Source organism: Pedobacter frigidisoli, from assembly GCF_004331675.1.
Taxonomy (GTDB): domain Bacteria; phylum Bacteroidota; class Bacteroidia; order Sphingobacteriales; family Sphingobacteriaceae; genus Pedobacter; species Pedobacter frigidisoli.
Genome location: NZ_SJSN01000002.1, coordinates 26,959 through 44,159 on the forward strand (window position 1 = coordinate 26,959; position 17,201 = coordinate 44,159).

The 17,201-nt window shown below is 35.1% G+C and carries 16 protein-coding genes and 1 tRNA gene; 13 read left to right on the forward strand and 4 right to left on the reverse strand.

The annotated features are described in order from the left end of the window. Positions 1–153: 153 nt before the first annotated feature. A complete protein-coding gene (sppA, locus tag EZ449_RS03005; protein WP_131556493.1) occupies positions 154–1,920 on the reverse strand; it encodes a signal peptide peptidase SppA in 1,767 nt (588 codons plus the stop codon). Between the two features lie 52 nt (positions 1,921–1,972). Here sppA and folK point away from each other — a divergent pair, with 52 nt between their 5' ends. Both folK and EZ449_RS03015 read left to right on the forward strand, forming a co-directional pair. Next, on the forward strand, positions 1,973–2,467 hold the full coding sequence (gene folK, locus EZ449_RS03010; RefSeq protein WP_131556494.1) for a 2-amino-4-hydroxy-6-hydroxymethyldihydropteridine diphosphokinase: 495 nt from the start codon (positions 1,973–1,975) through the stop codon (positions 2,465–2,467). 17 nt (positions 2,468–2,484) lie between these two features. Further along, positions 2,485–2,859, forward strand: a complete 375-nt coding sequence (locus tag EZ449_RS03015; protein ID WP_131556495.1) for an Hpt domain-containing protein — start codon at positions 2,485–2,487, stop codon at positions 2,857–2,859. A gap of 206 nt (positions 2,860–3,065) precedes the next feature. Here the strand turns inward: EZ449_RS03015 and pssA are convergent, their stop codons facing one another. Both pssA and rho read right to left on the reverse strand, forming a co-directional pair. After that, the gene (gene pssA / locus EZ449_RS03020; protein ID WP_225872211.1) at positions 3,066–3,815 is read right to left on the reverse strand and encodes a CDP-diacylglycerol--serine O-phosphatidyltransferase; all 750 of its coding nucleotides are present in this window, start codon (positions 3,813–3,815) and stop codon (positions 3,066–3,068) included. Between the two features lie 9 nt (positions 3,816–3,824). Next, positions 3,825–5,561 (reverse strand): transcription termination factor Rho, encoded by a 1,737-nt coding sequence (gene rho, locus EZ449_RS03025; RefSeq protein ID WP_131556496.1) that lies wholly within the window; start codon positions 5,559–5,561, stop codon positions 3,825–3,827. A gap of 419 nt (positions 5,562–5,980) precedes the next feature. Here rho and pyrF point away from each other — a divergent pair, with 419 nt between their 5' ends. The 6 genes from pyrF to EZ449_RS03055 all read left to right on the forward strand — a co-directional run bounded on the left by pyrF (position 5,981) and on the right by EZ449_RS03055 (position 10,363). Next, positions 5,981–6,811 (forward strand): orotidine-5'-phosphate decarboxylase, encoded by an 831-nt coding sequence (pyrF, locus tag EZ449_RS03030; protein ID WP_131556497.1) that lies wholly within the window; start codon positions 5,981–5,983, stop codon positions 6,809–6,811. A 130-nt stretch (positions 6,812–6,941) separates the two neighbouring features. Continuing rightward, positions 6,942–7,844, forward strand: coding sequence for a DMT family transporter (locus EZ449_RS03035; protein ID WP_131556498.1), 903 nt, complete (start codon positions 6,942–6,944; stop codon positions 7,842–7,844). 47 nt (positions 7,845–7,891) lie between these two features. Continuing rightward, the gene (locus EZ449_RS03040) at positions 7,892–8,125 is read left to right on the forward strand and encodes a hypothetical protein (protein ID WP_131556499.1); all 234 of its coding nucleotides are present in this window, start codon (positions 7,892–7,894) and stop codon (positions 8,123–8,125) included. Between the two features lie 344 nt (positions 8,126–8,469). Further along, positions 8,470–9,753, forward strand: coding sequence for a DUF2851 family protein (locus tag EZ449_RS03045; RefSeq protein WP_131556500.1), 1,284 nt, complete (start codon positions 8,470–8,472; stop codon positions 9,751–9,753). Between the two features lie 41 nt (positions 9,754–9,794). Further along, positions 9,795–10,010 carry a hypothetical protein gene (locus EZ449_RS03050; RefSeq protein WP_131556501.1) on the forward strand — a complete coding sequence of 72 codons (216 nt, stop codon included), beginning with the start codon at positions 9,795–9,797 and terminating at the stop codon, positions 10,008–10,010. Between the two features lie 134 nt (positions 10,011–10,144). Beyond that, positions 10,145–10,363 carry a PspC domain-containing protein gene (locus EZ449_RS03055; protein WP_010601800.1) on the forward strand — a complete coding sequence of 73 codons (219 nt, stop codon included), beginning with the start codon at positions 10,145–10,147 and terminating at the stop codon, positions 10,361–10,363. Positions 10,364–10,439: 76 nt separating this feature from the next. Here the strand turns inward: EZ449_RS03055 and EZ449_RS03060 are convergent, their stop codons facing one another. Further along, complete coding sequence (locus EZ449_RS03060) at positions 10,440–11,093, reverse strand: ankyrin repeat domain-containing protein (RefSeq protein WP_131556502.1); 654 nt, start codon at positions 11,091–11,093, stop codon at positions 10,440–10,442. A gap of 572 nt (positions 11,094–11,665) precedes the next feature. Between EZ449_RS03060 and EZ449_RS03065 the strand changes: the two genes are divergently transcribed. The 5 genes from EZ449_RS03065 (at position 11,666) to EZ449_RS03085 (ending at position 16,706) form a co-directional block, all read left to right on the forward strand. Next, on the forward strand, positions 11,666–14,275 hold the full coding sequence (locus tag EZ449_RS03065) for an FtsK/SpoIIIE family DNA translocase (RefSeq protein ID WP_131556503.1): 2,610 nt from the start codon (positions 11,666–11,668) through the stop codon (positions 14,273–14,275). A gap of 60 nt (positions 14,276–14,335) precedes the next feature. Then, on the forward strand, positions 14,336–14,986 hold the full coding sequence (locus tag EZ449_RS03070; RefSeq protein ID WP_131556504.1) for a LolA family protein: 651 nt from the start codon (positions 14,336–14,338) through the stop codon (positions 14,984–14,986). A gap of 504 nt (positions 14,987–15,490) precedes the next feature. Continuing rightward, positions 15,491–15,763, forward strand: coding sequence for a hypothetical protein (locus tag EZ449_RS03075; protein ID WP_131556505.1), 273 nt, complete (start codon positions 15,491–15,493; stop codon positions 15,761–15,763). Between the two features lie 49 nt (positions 15,764–15,812). Continuing rightward, the gene (locus tag EZ449_RS03080) at positions 15,813–16,577 is read left to right on the forward strand and encodes an MBL fold metallo-hydrolase (RefSeq protein ID WP_131556506.1); all 765 of its coding nucleotides are present in this window, start codon (positions 15,813–15,815) and stop codon (positions 16,575–16,577) included. 45 nt (positions 16,578–16,622) lie between these two features. Continuing rightward, positions 16,623–16,706, forward strand: a tRNA-Leu gene (locus tag EZ449_RS03085). Positions 16,707–17,201: the final 495 nt, after the last annotated feature.

Consider the following 17,201-nt stretch of genomic DNA (forward strand, 5'->3'; position numbering starts at 1 on the left):
TCCAAAGTAGAAGAAAGAATTATTCGATAGGAAACACGCAGATAAACACTTTGCTCTAGTTAATAATTAATGTTTAAACTAAAAGTTAGAAAGGCTACGAAACAGAAGAGGCAGATTAATCTCTGTCTCTTCTGTTTCATTAGAAGATGAAGCCTACTTTATAACTGCCTCAAATGGCATTCTGGCTTGAATTCCTGAGCTGGAAATTACTTTTTTCATTTGTTGATAAAGCATATAATTGTCGCCTAATTCCTGTTTGGTGTAATAGGTTTTAATTCTGTCAGTACTTTCATCCATAAAAGATTTCAATGGATCTATTACGTCAGGATATTCTACAACTTTATACTCTTTCAGTTTTGCCTTTTTTGCTGCGGCTTTAATTGCATCGTTAAAACTTCCTATTCTGTCTGCCAATCCAATCTGAACGGCATCAGTTCCAATCCAAACATGGCCGCCACCAATGCTATCAATATAAGCCTTGCTTTTCTTTCTTCCATCAGCCACGCGACTAACAAAACCACTGTAAATTCTGTTCAATTCATTTTGGATAATAAATCTTTCACCTGCTGTCATCGGACGATTTGTGGCCATTATATCCGCATATTTACCTGTCTTAACGCCATCAAAAGTAATACCTAATTTATTGGTCATTAGGTTTTGGAAATTCGGAATAATTCCGAACACACCAATCGAGCCTGTTATGGTATTTGGCTGAACAAAAATACTATCTGCCGCACAGCCAATGTAATAACCGCCTGATGCAGCAACATCGCCAAAGGATGCAATAACTGGCTTCTCTTTTTTAGTTAAAACAATCTCTCTCCAAATCACATCAGATGCCAAAGCACTACCACCTGGAGAATTAACACGGATTACAATCGCTTTAATATCATCATCTAAGCGTGCTTTTCTAATTGCCCTCGAAATACGTTCCGATCCAATTTGATTATCAGATCCCTCGCCACCGCTAATTTCGCCATTGGCGTAAATTATGGCAATTTTATCTTTGCCAGAACCAGTGTCTGTATTGTTTTTTGCGTAATCGTTAATGGTAACCGAGCGAATATTTTCGCCTTTGGTTCTGCCCGATAAGCCTTTTAATTCTTCTAAAATCTGATCTTTATATTTCAATCCATCAATCATTTTAAAATTAACGGCATCTTGTGGTTGCTGAACTTTATAATTATCGGCAATGTTATATAAACTGTCTTTTTGAATATCCCTACTTTGAGCAATATCGGTTAAAAATGTATTGTACAAACCGCCAACATAGGCAGTAACCTGCTTTCGGTTATAATCACTCATTTTATCAAGAATGTATGGCTCTACGGCACTTTTGTAATTTCCTACACGGATAACCTGCATCTCAACCCCAACTTTTTCAAGTGTTCCCTTAAAAAAAGTAAGCTCAGAACTAAAGCCCTTAAATTCTAGGGCACCTTCGGGGTTCAGGTAAATCTTATCAGCAACTGAAGCTAAATAATACGCCCCTTGCGTATAAACTTCGCTGTAGGCAATAATTTTCTTGTGTGATTTTTTAAAATCGATTAAAGCATTTCTAACCTCACGCATGGTTGCAAAACCCGCATTTGGGCTGCTTACATTCAGGAATATACATTTAATATTATCGTCTGCTTTGGCTCTCTGTAGCGATTTCAATAAATCGTTTAGTCCAATTCCCTCTTTTTCCTCGCCACCAATAATAGGAATGTTACCAAAAGGATTTTTTGGTGTACGTTCTGTTATCGCCTGATCAAGATTTAAAAATAGAACTGAATTGTTTGTTACGGTTACTGTTTTATCGCTATCTATCGAAGAAATTGCACCTACTATAACTACAAAAATTATAATTACAATAATAATGGATGATAGGAAAAAGCCTAGCATGGATGCAAATAGATACTTAAAAAAATCTTTCATTTAAATGTTTTAGTTTTGTAGGGTAAAGATATAAAAATACCCGATGCTTAATATGGCTTTAGAGTACACAACTGCTTATTTGTTACTAGGTGGTAATTTGGGTAATAGGGAAGAGAGCTTGCTCAGCGCAATTAAGCTAATAAACGATAATATTGGGGAAATTGAGACAACTTCTTCCTTGTATGAAACTGCAGCTTGGGGTAAAACAAACCAACCATCATTCCTAAATCAAGCTGTTGCGGTAAGAACAAAATTACCAGCTATGGAGGTGTTGGATAAAGCTTTGGAAATTGAACAAATTTTGGGCAGAATTAGAAAAGATAAATGGGGCGAAAGGTTAATAGACATCGATTTGATACTGTTTGGCAATGAGGTTATTAACATCGAAAATAAACTCCAGGTGCCACACCCACACATGCAAAGCCGTAAATTTGTAATGATACCGCTGTATGAAATCGCACCAAATGTAATACACCCAATTTTGGGGAAAACTATTGGGGAAATCTGCAAAAATATTACAGACAATTTGGTCGTTAAGAAATTGTAAATTACTAGCTTTGTTTTATGCAAGATGAAAATGATAATCATCCCTTAGATTTATCATATCTTACAGAAATGGTTGGTCATAATCCAGAATTTATGATCGAAATTTTTGATACGTTTATTGAACAAACTCCTTTCTATTTAGCAGAATTGGAAGATGCTTTATCCATCGAAAACTGGGATAAGGTTGGCAATTGTGTGCACAAAATTAAGCCTACGTTTAGTTATGTGGGGCGTAATGATGTCAAAGATTTTGTTCAATCAATAGAAAATAATGCCCGCAACGAAATTGCTGTAGAGCAAATTCCGGCAGATGTAGAGCGATTGAAAGAAATTTTGGTGGAGATTTACGCCCAATTGGAAGTGGCAAAAAAAGACATTCAATCAAAATTATAGATTGTTTTTTCGAAAAGCGGGGGTCGGTTTCAATGGGTTATTGCGGTCCTGCTTTGCACTATATCTTTTTTGTAGATAAGTAATAATAGTCATCCCATGAATATTGGCTACAGGCATATCTTCATCGGAAGACTACAATACGGAAACAAAAAAGTATATCGCTACAATCAGGCTTATTTTACTCAATTTTCTGCGACTATTAAAGCCTAACCAGCGTTTCTTGCTATCCCTCTAAAATGTAATATTGATAGCGCTATATAAAGCACCAAAACAAAAGGAATTGCCGCAAATTGTAAAACTGCAATTAAAATTGCTGATAACATCAAAAAGATAAACTTGATTTTATTTTTCGCCCAGCTTAAATCGCTAAACTTTAGAGAGAAAATTTTTATTTCGCTTACTAATAGAAAACTCGTAATTGCTATGATCGCAATAAGTAAAATAGTAGAGCCAATTACTTGAGGATAATCTGTAGCAATAAACGGCAATGAACAAATAAATAACGTATTCATCGGTGTATTTAAACCAATAAAATCATCTGTCTGTCTTAAATCGTTATTAAATTTCGCTAAACGAAGAGCAGAAAAAACAGTAATGAGGAAGCCTAAATATGGCAGATATTCTGAAGAATAATCACTAACTTTTAACAACTGAAACATAATTACTCCAGGCAAAAAGCCAAAGCTTACCATATCAGCCAACGAATCTAAATCTTTTCCAATTGCCGATTTTACATTTAATAAACGGGCAACCATCCCATCAAAAAAATCGAAAATACCGGAAAGAATTACGAAGTATGCTGCGGTTTCTAATTCGCCTTTAAATGCAAAAACGATTCCAATACAACCAGAAAATAAGTTTGCACAGGTAATCGCATTAGGGATATGCCTTTTCATATATGGAAGATGGAAGAGGGAAGATGGAATGGAATACTTTTTCCATTTACCATCTTCCATTTTACCTAGTTAGCTGTTCATCGAAATTAAAAATTCTTCGTTGCTTTTTGTGCCTTTTATTTGTGCTTGTACAAACTCCATTGCCTCTTGACTATTCATATCTGCAAGGTGATTACGTAAAATCCAAACACGTTGTAAAGTATCTCTATCAAGCAATAAATCATCTCTACGTGTACTCGATGCTATAATATCAATTGCAGGGAAGATACGTTTGTTCGATAATTTACGATCTAATTGTAACTCCATGTTACCTGTACCTTTAAATTCTTCGAAAATAACCTCATCCATTTTCGAACCTGTATCGGTTAAGGCCGTTGCTAAAATAGTTAATGAACCGCCGTTTTCGATGTTACGAGCCGCACCAAAGAAACGTTTAGGTTTATGTAAAGCATTGGCATCAACACCACCCGATAATATTTTACCCGAAGCCGGAGCTGTTGTATTGTAAGCTCTCGCTAACCTGGTAATCGAATCTAAAAGGATAACCACATCATGACCACTTTCTACCAATCGTTTTGCTTTTTCAAGAACGATGTTGGCAATTTTTACGTGGCGCTCAGCTGGTTCGTCAAAAGTAGAGGCAATAACCTCAGCTCTTACGCTACGGGCCATATCTGTTACCTCTTCTGGACGCTCATCAATTAAAAGGATAATTAAATAAACCTCTGGATGGTTTTTAGCAATGGCATTGGCAACTTCTTTAAGCAAATTAGTTTTACCTGTTTTCGGTTGCGCAACAATTAAACCACGTTGTCCTTTACCAATCGGGGTAAATAAATCCATAATACGGGTAGAGTAGTTGCTGTTATCCGTAAATAAATTTAATTTCTCCGTAGGGAAAAGTGGTGTCAAATAATCAAATGGAACACGGTCACGAACTTCAGCAGGGATTCGTCCGTTGATGGTTTCTACACGAACCAAAGGAAAATATTTTTCACCCTCTTTCGGCGGACGAATACTACCCTTTACTGTATCACCCGTTTTTAAGCCAAAAAGTTTAATTTGAGACTGAGATACATAAATATCATCAGGAGAAGTTAAGTAATTATAATCTGCAGAGCGTAAGAAACCGTAACCATCAGGCATAATTTCTAAAACACCCTCATTTGTGATTACATTATCGAAATCTAAGTTAGAATAACTGTTTTCATTTTTATGATGATTGCCGCCGCTTGGTTGCTTTTGTTGCCTATTATCTTCGCGTTGAGGCTTTTCTTGTTTTTCTCTTGGCTCTTGTTTTTGTCTCGGAGCAACTGATACAGGTTCTGCACTTTCTTCAATCAAAGCAGAAATTGGTTTACTGCTGCCTTCTTCCGATTCAATAATTCTGTCTGGCTGTTTTTCAGCTTGTTGCTGCTGATGTTGGGGTTCATCAAACAAAGTAACCGAATCTCTTCTTCTTTCGATTGGAGCTGCTGGTTCATCTTTACTTAACCTCGCCCTTTTTTTAACTGGTTTCTCCGCGGCTGAAGTCGGAGCAGCTGATGCGACAACCTTTGGTGGTTTTTCTGCCTTTGGAGCTTTTGCCTTTGAAACTGGCACAGCAGCAATTTCAGTTTCAACAATTTCAGTTTCGCTATAAGGGTCTGCACCTGCTTTAGCGGCATTTATAATTTCTTGCTGATGTAAAAGCACTTCAACAAGATCGATTTTTCTAAGAGAGTCGGCAGCTTCAATGCCATAGCTTTTTGCTAGCTCACGTAATTCTGGTGTGAGCTTATCATTTAATTCTGTTTTACTAAACATTCTAAATATATATGTTTCAAGAAATTTTTCATTTGTTTATAACGGATGTTTCCTGCTATAAATCTGCACAGACCTAAATATTTGTGTTAGTGTTAGCCTGGCTTTCATTGTGTATAAATTCTTATGGTTATAAAACTAAAATGAGTGGATTAATGGAATACTCAAAATGTTTCATATTGTTTACGTACTGAATAAAAACGATAAATCGCATTTAGAAAATGGTAACAAAAAACAAGTCTTGATAAAATTTTTCTGGGATATTCAGATAAACGATTGAGAAATTATGTTGCAATTGTATGTATTTGAAACGTAAACTGCAAACAAAAGTTTAAAATGTTTATAAAAACATTTAATGTGAAGATTATTTTGTCGCTCTAAAAAATTAAAAAACCTCATATTTGCAGCAAATAAGCCCTTATATGACTAAGCAACAACTTTTCGAGCAGATACAAAAAAAGCGTTCATTTTTATGTGTTGGATTGGATTCTTCGTTAGATAAAATCCCAAAACACCTGTTAAAGTATGAAAATCCAATTTTGGAATTCAACAAACAGATTATCGATGCCACAAAAGATTTATGTGTTGCTTATAAACCGAACACCGCTTTTTATGAGTGTTATGGTAAAAAAGGTTGGGAAACTTTAATCGAAACCTGGAAATATATTCCAAAGGATATTTTTTCAATCGCTGATGCAAAACGTGGCGATATTGGTAATACTTCTGCGATGTATGCTGAAACTTTTTTCAATGCGCAGTCATCAGAAATGAGTTTCGATTCAGTTACGGTTGCGCCTTATATGGGCAGCGATTCGGTTACGCCTTTTTTAACTTTTAAAGATAAATGGGTCATTCTGTTAGCCTTGACTTCAAATACCGGTCATTCTGACTTTCAATTACAAGAAATCGGAGGGGATAAACTTTTCGAAAAAGTATTAAAAACATCACAAAAATGGGCTAACGACGAACAAATGATGTATGTTGTTGGTGCAACTCGTGGCTCTGCCTTTGCTGATGTTCGAAAGTTAGCCCCAAATCATTTTCTCTTAGTTCCCGGCATTGGCGCACAAGGTGGCGATTTGCAGGAAGTTTGTAAGTACGGATTGAATTCGCAATGTGGATTATTAATTAACTCTTCTCGTGGAATTATTTATGCAGGCCAAGGAGAGGATTTTGCAGAAAAGGCTAGGGAAGAGGCTTTGAAGCTGAAAAAGGAAATGGAGAGGATTTTGGTTGGAGCCGAACTTGTATAATTGTGTTAAACCACAAAGACACGGAGAACACTAAGGGATAATAGTGACTTTGTGCTCTTTGAGTCCTTTGTGGTCAAACTTCATTTCTTTGCGTAAAGCATAGCGTCCTTTGCGGTTAAACTCACCAGCCATGAAATCCAAAATAGATTTAAAACTTATACTCGCATTAACAGGAGTTGCCCTGATTTGGGGAACAACCTACTTGGGTATTCGAGTTGCAGTAGAAAGCATTCCGGCTTGGTACGTAACCGCCATTCGCCAAACCATCGCGTCATTAATTATTTTAGTGATTCTAATTAAACAAAAAGAATTAAAATGGATTGGATGGAGCAGTTTTAAGCGACAAATATTGCTTTCTATTTTAATGGTGGTTATTGCGAACGGTATGACAACCGTTGCCGAAAAAACCATTCCGAGTGGTTTAACATCTTTAATTAATGCAACTTCACCATTATTGGTTTTTTTAGGATGTGTTTTCCTCGGAATCCAGAAACCAACTTTGAAAGGTTTTGTAGGTGTATTTATCGGTTTCCTGGGGATTGTCTTTATTTTTAGAGATGGCATAAGCGATTTAATGGAACCAAATTACCGCAATGGGATTTTATCATTAGTTATAGCCGTTTCGGGTTGGACAATCGGTACGATTTATTCTAAAAAACACAGCGGAAAACCTCAATATATATTTCTGAATCTTTTCTATCAATTTGTGTTTTCTGCGATTGTTCAATTCGGTCTGGCTTTAATTTTTTCAGGCAAAGCTGATGTAAGTTCATGGAAAACTGAAAGTATTTTTGCGGCAGTTTACTTGGCGATATTTGGTTCTGTTTTAGGCTACTTCTGTTATCATTACGCATTGAAGAAAGTTTCTGCATCAGAAGTTTCTATTCTTACCTACTTCAATACCATTATTGCGATATTTTTAGGCTGGCTAATTCTAAACGAACACGTTGATATGGATTTAATCGTGGCAACAGTTTTGATTATTGCAGGGGTTTTTATCACGAATTATAAGAAGAAAGTGGAAGTAGATTAAAATTATTATATTTAATTGAAGTTTCAGGTATCAAAATATTTTAAAATATGAACTTTCACTCACTTATTGAGCACATTAAGCAGTTATCTCAATCAGATAAGAATAAGATTATGGCAATTTTAAAGGAGAATAGCCTGCCTGTAGTCGAAGAAGAACATGCTACTTATTTAAAAACTTCAACTAAAAAAGATGATTTTGAGCAGAAATGGAGGAAAAGTTTAACTGCCGAACAATTTAAAGAGGCAGTGGTTCAACATATCGATACTTTACCTTGGAAGTAATTGTAAATTTCCATCCCTCTGTTTTAAAATATTTTAATGATTTAATTGATACATTATTCTATGAAAATTATTTCTCTACAGAGACAGTGCTGTAGAGTATGTTGCTAAGTTAATTTTTCATGTTGAAAACCAAATTCATAAAAAGAAACATAATATATGTCCGTTATTAGTTTCTGTTCATGGCAATTATTTTGTAAGCTTCAATCTTAACGCTAAGACGACATGGTATTTCGTATTTGATAAGATAGATAATCGTTATCTTATTACATATGTTTTTAATAATTATTCCAAAGAGGCAAAAAAAATAAACCAAAACCTTTAGGAATATTTGTTTATCTTCAAGAATGAACTTTCCGGAAGATTTTCTTCATTACGTTTGGCAATTTAGGTCGTTTGATAACAACGACTTAAGAACTGCTGATGGTGAAGATTTGAAAATTATCCATCAGGGTTTTCTAAATAAAAATGCTGGTCCCGATTTTAATAACTCGAAAATTCAAATTGGCGAAACCGTTTGGGCTGGAAATGTAGAAATTCATATAAAATCTTCCGATTGGTTAAAACACAATCATCAAAGTGATGCCAGTTATGAAAACGTAATTCTTCATGTGGTTTATGAAAACGATGTTGAAATTAAAAGAATTGATGGTTCGATTTTGCCTGTTTTGGAACTTAAAAACCGAATTGCGGATGAGTTGATTCAGAAATATGAAACGCTGTTTTTCACATTAACTGATTTCCCCTGCATCGCTCAAATTCAACATGTAGATAGGTTAATTGTAGATTCTTTTTTATCCAGAACTTTAATTGAAAGGTTTGAGCAAAAATCTCAAGTGGTAGTTGAAACACTCAGCGAATTAAATGGCAATTGGGATGAAACTTTTTACCGTTTTATGGCTCGTAATTTTGGTTTCAAAGTAAATGCTTTGCCTTTCGAGCTTTTTGCAAAAGCAATTCCGCAACAGATTTATGGAAAACATAAAGATAATTCCTTACAAATTGAGGCCTTGGTTTTTGGTTCTGCTGGTTTTTTAAATGATAACTTTGAAGAGGAATATCCAGCGGAGCTGAAAAAGGAATTTCAATTTTTGCAGAAAAAATACAACATCAAACCCATCGAAGTTTCCATTTGGAAATTTATGAGGATGCGTCCACAGAACTTTCCAACCTTACGATTGGCGCAGTTTGCAGCATTAATTCTCAAAGCAAATCATTTGTTCTCAAAAGTGATGGAAATAAGTAGAGTTGCAGAATTACGCAGATTGTTTGAGAATTTGCCTGTTAACGATTTTTGGAAAACACATTATCACTTCAAGAAAGAAACAACAGAGGTAAGCACTCAAATAGGAAAAACATCAGTAGATAATATCTTGTTGAATACAGTTGCTTTATTTTTATTTGCTTATGGCAGACACACAGGGACACCATTTTACATCAGCAGAGCAATAAAGTTGTTGGAAAGTTTGCCTGCAGAGCAAAACGCCATAACTGATAAATTTACCTCAGCGGGCGTAGTAATGGATAATGCGTTTTCATCGCAAGGCATTTTGCAATTGAAAAAGCAATATTGCGATGAGAAAAAATGTCTATCTTGTGGGATAGGTATTAAGATTTTAAAACAAGCTTAAATTACACCAAACTTTCTACCCATTAATCGGTTTTGATAATTATGGAATTTCCACACGAACTTAAAGAACTTTATCCCGATAAAATTGTCGAGGTTAGAGGAAATGCTGATGCTTTAACGGTGATTTTGAATATTGGCGTTGATATAGAAAAGTTTAAAAATGAATTGAAGAAAAAATATTCAGGTTTGGAAGACCCACAAACGCTCTTTATAAAACACGAAAATAAGCAGGATTTTGAGAAACTGATTTTGGAGTAAAATGCTTCACCATTCAACGTAATTTTTTGTTTAGAAGTTTTAACCGAATATTATCCCTAAATTAGAGTTTGAAAAAGACTAATTATTCCGCTTTCTTTAATTTATATTGAAATTAAGATTTAAATAAGCTTACAATGTTCCAGAGAATTATAACTTATTTCGAGCAACAGAGTTTTGGGGTTTCTACGTATTTGGCAAATAAGTTGAATATGAGCACCGCAAAAGTTCGTTTATTCTTTATCTATTCATCATTTCTGGCAGTCGGTTTCCCGATATTATTTTACTTTTTAGCCGCCGTAGTTTTGGATATCAGAACTTATATGAAGAAGATGCGGTTGAGGATTTGGGAGTAAAATGTAAGATGTATAATGTGAAATGGAAAATGTGCTTCCAAGACTCACGACTAAATACTCCGAACTCACGACTAAATTAATCTTCTCTCAAAATCTCTGCAATTTCATTAAAGCCTTTTTCTGCGGCTAAATCTGCTGGGAGTTTTCCGCCCTCCATACGCAAACTAACTTCTGCGCCGTGCTCCAAAAGCAGAATGATTAATTCTATGTTTCCTAATTGTGCGGCGGTGTGTAAAGGTGCTAAACCTGCTTTTTGGCAAACATTTGGGTAAGCGCCATTATCTAAAAGCATTTTGGTGATATTAATATTATTTGCCGCAACGGCCGAATGAATAGGGAAAACATTAAATCCGTTTTTCGATGCCAAGTTCACATCAGCGCCTTTTAGCACTAAAAATCTGGCTAAATCTTCATGTCCGAAATAACAGGCTAGCCCTAACGGCGTAAAACCATCTTCAGAGAAATCGTTAATACTATCTGGTTTTTGGAAAATAAGTAAAGTAGCGGTATCGAATTTTCCAACTGCGCAAGCTTCAAATAATGTTAAATCATCTGTGAATTCTGAAATTAAGTTGGCAATATCCTGCTTTTTGTAGTAGCAGGCTAAAAGTAATGGAGAAATATTGTGCGAAGTATTATTATTGGCTAATTTTGGATTTTGAACCAAAATCTCTTTTACTGCCTGTAAATTTCCTGCCTCAATCTGTTCCTCGAGTTGCGCTATACTCATACGTTTGATTTTATTTCAAATAATCGATTTAAATTAACAAAAAATTAATAGTGTTTAGAAATTTTTACTGAAATATATAGATTGTAAAGCAATTTGCACAGAAAATATCGCTTACAAGAACTGGATTTTCGAAATAGCTTAGAACCTTAGTTAAATAAACCCGACAGAAGCGGAAATACTTTTTCGTTGTTACAACCTTGAATATGCTGTCATTCTGAGGTACGAAGAATCTGCAAGCTATGAAATAGATTCTTTGTACCTCAGAATGACAGAAGTTTGAAAAAGATTGGAGCAAATGGCGGGGCTACAGAACCTAAAAATTACAAAACATACATTTTCCAAATAAAAAAATCCCGTTTTACCTCTCCAGATAAAACGGGATTAAAACCTAAAACAAAATCCGTTTCATTTGACAAAACGTACAACTTGTGTGTTGTTAAGATAATAGACGATATTTTCTGTTTAAGGTTTAATGTGCGATGAATAATTTTTAATTTGAGGCAACTTATAAAAACTGATTAGATACAACTATATATTTTATATTTGTTGTTTAATATATTATAGAATAGAAAATGGCGGTAAGGGGAAACCAATTTAAAACCAACACATTCAGAGATAAAGGTGCTGAAAATGCATCGGGTAGGCCGTCTTCGAGTCGCCAACCGAAAGAAAAAAGAGAATATTTGCCAAGTTTCGACTTGCAGGATGGACGTGCAATTAAAATTGTAGGTCTGTTTTTTGTTATACTGTCACTTTACTTTTTAATTGCTTTTACGTCGTATTTATTTACCTGGCAAGATGACCAGAGCTATGTAATTGATGCAAATGGGGGTTGGGGCAATTTGTTTAAAACTGCTGAAGAGTTAAAGGATTCGGGCGTAATTATTCCCGTGGTACAAAACTGGTTAGGTAAATTTGGTGCTTTGTTATCGCACCAGTTTATTTATGAATGGTTTGGTATTGCATCATTTCTGTTCGTTTTGGCATTCTTTATTATCGGTTACAGATTATTATTTAAAGTTAAAATCCTTTCAATTTCTAAAACTTTAGGTTATAGCTTTTTCTTTCTATTATTTATCTCATTAACCTTTGGATTTGCACACAGTTTTTGGGCAGAATCGCCACATTATTTAGAGGGAGAATTTGGTTATTGGAGCAATAAATTATTGGGTGCACAAATTGGTGCTGCAGGTGTTGCAGGTTTAATAGCTTTTGCAGGCTTAACGATTTTAATTATTGCTTACAACATCGATTTTAAATTTCCAGAACGTAAAGAAAAGGAGGTTTATTTAGATAATGAAACGCCGGATTTTGTAAATGAGGTAAGGGAAAAATTTGCGCAGAATAAAGAAGTTGAAGAAAGAACAGAATCGATTGAATTTCCTGTTCGTGATAAACCACCTTTAAATAACGAACGCAGACAGCAAAATGTAGTCATTCAGCCAAGCCGTTACGAGGGAAAAGAAGAAGAAGACGAGGTTATTGCACCTGTTACTTTATCGCCTTTGGCTACAAATTTACCAATGGCAGCTTCTTCAGTAGCTTCGGCAATGCCTTTAGTTGTAGAGCCCACCATTCAGGATGAAGAAGTAGAAAAGGAACCTAGTTTTACCATTCAAAAAACGGAAGAAGATAAAAAATCGGAAGACTTGGTTGAGCAATTTGGCAACTATGATGAAAAGCTGGATTTAGCAGGGTACAAATATCCAACCATTGATTTATTAGAAAATTACGGCACCAATAAAATTTCTGTAAATGCAGAAGAATTAGAGGCCAACAAAAATAAAATTGTAGAAACGCTTAATCATTACAATATCGAAATCGATAAGATTAAGGCTACAATTGGTCCAACGGTTACACTTTACGAGATTATTCCGGCACCTGGTGTAAGGATTTCGAAAATTAAAAACTTGGAAGATGATATCGCACTTTCTTTAGCGGCTTTGGGTATTCGTATCATTGCGCCAATGCCGGGAAAGGGAACAATTGGTATTGAGGTTCCGAATCAACACCCAGAAATGGTGCCAATGCGTAGCATTTTGAATACTGAAAAGTGGACTCAAAATACCATGGATTTGCCAATTGCTTTGGGTAAAACCATCAGTAATGAAGTTTTTATCGCAGATTTGGCTAAAATGCCTCACTTATTGGTTGCGGGGGCAACCGGTCAGGGTAAATCGGTTGGTATTAATGCGATTTTGGTCTCCTTGTTATTTAAGAAACATCCGGCGCAGTTGAAATTTGTATTGGTCGATCCGAAAAAGGTAGAACTAACTTTATTCAATAGGATAGAGCGCCACTTTTTGGCAAAACTTCCAGGAGAGGCTGATGCAATTATTACCGATACTAAAAAGGTGGTAAACACCTTAAACTCTTTATGTATCGAAATGGACCAGCGCTACGATTTATTGAAAGATGCACAGGTTCGTAACTTAAAAGAGTACAACGAAAAATTCATTAAGCGTAAGCTTAACCCAAACAACGGACACCGGTTTTTGCCATTCATTGTTTTAGTGGTAGATGAGTTTGCCGATTTAATGATGACGGCCGGTAAAGAAGTTGAAGCGCCGATTGCTCGTTTAGCGCAGTTGGCTCGTGCCATCGGAATTCACTTGGTTTTGGCTACCCAGCGTCCGTCTGTTAACATTATTACAGGTACTATTAAGGCCAACTTCCCAGCGAGATTAGCCTTTAGGGTTTTATCGAAAATCGATTCGAGGACTATTTTGGATAGTGGTGGTGCCGACCAGTTGATTGGTCGTGGAGATATGCTTTTATCTACAGGCAGCGACTTAATCAGGCTACAGTGTGCTTTCGTTGATACACCAGAGGTGGATAGAATTTCTGAATATATTGGCAACCAGCGTGGCTATTCTGATGCTTATCAACTACCTGAATATGTAGATGAGGCAGGCGAGGGAAGTAAGGCAGATTTCGACCCGAATGAGCGTGATAAGTTTTTTGAAGATGCTGCCAGACTGATTGTTATGCATCAACAAGGTTCTACTTCGCTAATACAACGTAAATTGAAGCTTGGCTATAATAGGGCAGGTAGAATTATCGACCAATTAGAGGCTGCGGGTATTGTTGGTCCATTTGAGGGAAGTAAAGCCCGTGAAGTTTTATATCCTGATGAATATTCTTTGGAACAGTTCTTGAATAGCATGAATAGCAAGGATTAGATTAAACCAATATGAAAAAATCTACTCTAACGTTTCAAAAGAAAATTTAAAAAAGACAAGATGAAGAAATTATTTTCAGCATTAATGGTTGTAGTTGCTTTTACGACATCAACCTATGCTCAAACTGATGCGAAAGCTAAAGCAATTTTAGCTGATGTAAGTAAGAAATATAAATCGTACAATATTGTAAAAACCGATTTCACTTTCACTTTAGATAATCCAAAAGCTAAGGTTAAGGAAACTCAACAAGGCACTTTATATGTTAAAGCCAACTCAAATAAATACAAAGTGGCGATGACCAATCAAGAGTTGTTTAGCGATGGTAAAAGCCAGTGGACTTACTTAAAAAAAGATAAAGAGGTTCAGGTAAGCAATGTAGATAATAGTGGTGATGCCATTAATCCTGCTAAAATTTTTACTGTTTATGAAAAAGGCTTTAAATACATTTACACAGGCGAAGAGAAAGTTGGTGCTAAAACTTACCAAATGATTGATTTAACACCAGTTGATGCAAAAAAATCAATCTTTAAAGTTCGTTTAAGTATCGATAAGGCTGCTAAACAAATTGCAAACGTAGTTTTGTTTGATAAAAATGGAAATAAATACACTTACAATGTGAAAACTTTTTCACCAAATGTAAATGTACCGGAAACTACTTTTGCATTCGATGCTAAGAAATATCCTGGTGTTGAGGTGGTAGATTTAAGATAATTTTCTTTTTCGCTTGGCGGGATAAGATTTTTAAAGGTTCAGTTGGATACAGCTGAACCTTTTTTGTTGATGCCATATTGCCGTTGCGTTCATTTTAGAATCTTAAATTATAATAACTATTTTTTTGAAAAGCAGTTGCCATAATTCTTTTGTCAAATCAGTCCCGCCATTCGCTTCAATCTTTTAAACTTCTGTCATGCTGAGGTACGAAGCATTTGTTTCATCGGTTGCAGATGCTTCGTGCCTCAGCATGACGGTTAGTTCAAGGTTGCTGCAATTTAAAAGTATTTCCGCTTTTGTCGGGTTTAGTTTGAAATTTTTGTAAAAAGAACTTCGTCAGTTTAGCGATTGTAAAGATTCACCAACTAAGAAATATAAAATTATTTAAGCTCGATACAATTACTAGGTTTTTTTATGTTTTAAAATATGCTTAAATGGCTAACGTGGTAAAAAAATCATGCTTGTATTTATGATTGATGCTTAGATTTCTCTAAGTTTGTTTTAATGTCATTGCCACTAACAAACCATACCTTAGAGAAATTAGAGCAATTGCTTTTTGCAATGGGTTTTAAGGTTCGTTACGAGAAAGGTAACTTTAAAACAGGTTCATGCCTGCTTGAGCATAATAAAATCATCGTGGTAAATAAATTTTCTAATTTAGAGGGTAAAATTGCCGCTTTAGTCACTTTAGTTAAGCAAACGAATCCCGATGAAAATATGTTAGATGAAAAGCAACGTCAATTTTTTCACTCTTTACAACAAACCGAATTATTTTAATGCAGATACAAATAGTAGATTACATAGATAGAAAGGACAATTTTTTACGATGAAAGTTACTTTTTTAGGTACAGGTACATCACAAGGCGTTCCTGTAATTGCATGTAATTGTGAAGTTTGTATTTCTACAGATAAGAGAAACAATCGATTAAGAACTTCTATTTTAATTGAAACTGATGATAAGACCATCGTAGTAGATAGCGGTCCTGATTTTCGTTATCAACTTTTGCGAGAAAAGGTAAAAGATTTAGATGCAGTTCTTTTTACTCATGAACACAAAGACCATATTGCAGGTTTGGATGATATTCGTCCATTTAATTATTTGCTACATAAAGTTATAAATGTTTACGCAACAGAGCGTGTTCAAACCGCTTTAAAGAGGGAGTTTTACTATATTTTTGCCGAAACTAAATATCATGGTTTGCCACAAATTCAACTTCATACTGTAAATAATGGAGAGGATTTCAAAGTAGGGGAGACCACCATCATTCCATTTGAAGTGATGCATCATTTGCTGCCGATTACAGGTTATAGAATTGGCGATTTCACTTACATAACCGATGCCAAAACCATTTCTGAGTCAAGCTTCGAGAGAATTATAGGGACAAAAATATTGGTAATCAATGCATTGCAAAAGGAACCACATATTTCACATTTTACCTTAAAAGAAGCAATAGAATTTGCACAAAAAATTGGTGCAGAAACCACTTATTTGACACATATCAGTCACAATTTAGGTTTACATACAGAAGTAGAAAAGGATTTGCCTGCAAACATCAGGTTAGCTTATGATGGTTTAAAAATTGAATTGTAAATCACTGGTTGCTTAATCCAAAATTAAATTATATTTGCAACATAAACTCAGGTGGCGAAATTGGTAGACGCACCAGCTTGAGGGGCTGGCGCCTGTATGGGTGTGGGAGTTCGAATCTCCTCTTGAGTACTAAAAAAATTTTAGTTCGAATTCAAAGGCTTGAGTGAAAACTCAGGCCTTTGTTATTTATTTAAATTTCTATATTCTTTTAGTTATATAGAAATTCGTTTGCTTTTTAAATACGTATTAATTTATCAATGAATTTCATATCGGATCTGGTAAAGGTAATTAATTCAATTAGTGAGCTTTATTCACCCTTTATTTGGGATATGATGTTTGAAACATTCTATTACAGGCCAAGTATTATACAAGAAAAACTTGGGGCGGATCGTCAGGATGAATATCCTTTTTTGGAAATCTGCTTAGGGTAATTGGTTTTCCATTCAAAAAAGAAAACTTACCAAATCCCTAAGGCTTACAATTTTTAATGTAGAATGGCTACGAAAGTCTAGCACATCACCACTTTAATCATTTAAAGAATTATCTATAACGGATACCAAATCAGAAAGTTACAACGCCACTATTCTAATTTATTTTTAAGGTGTTCAGAAGCATTTTTTTTGC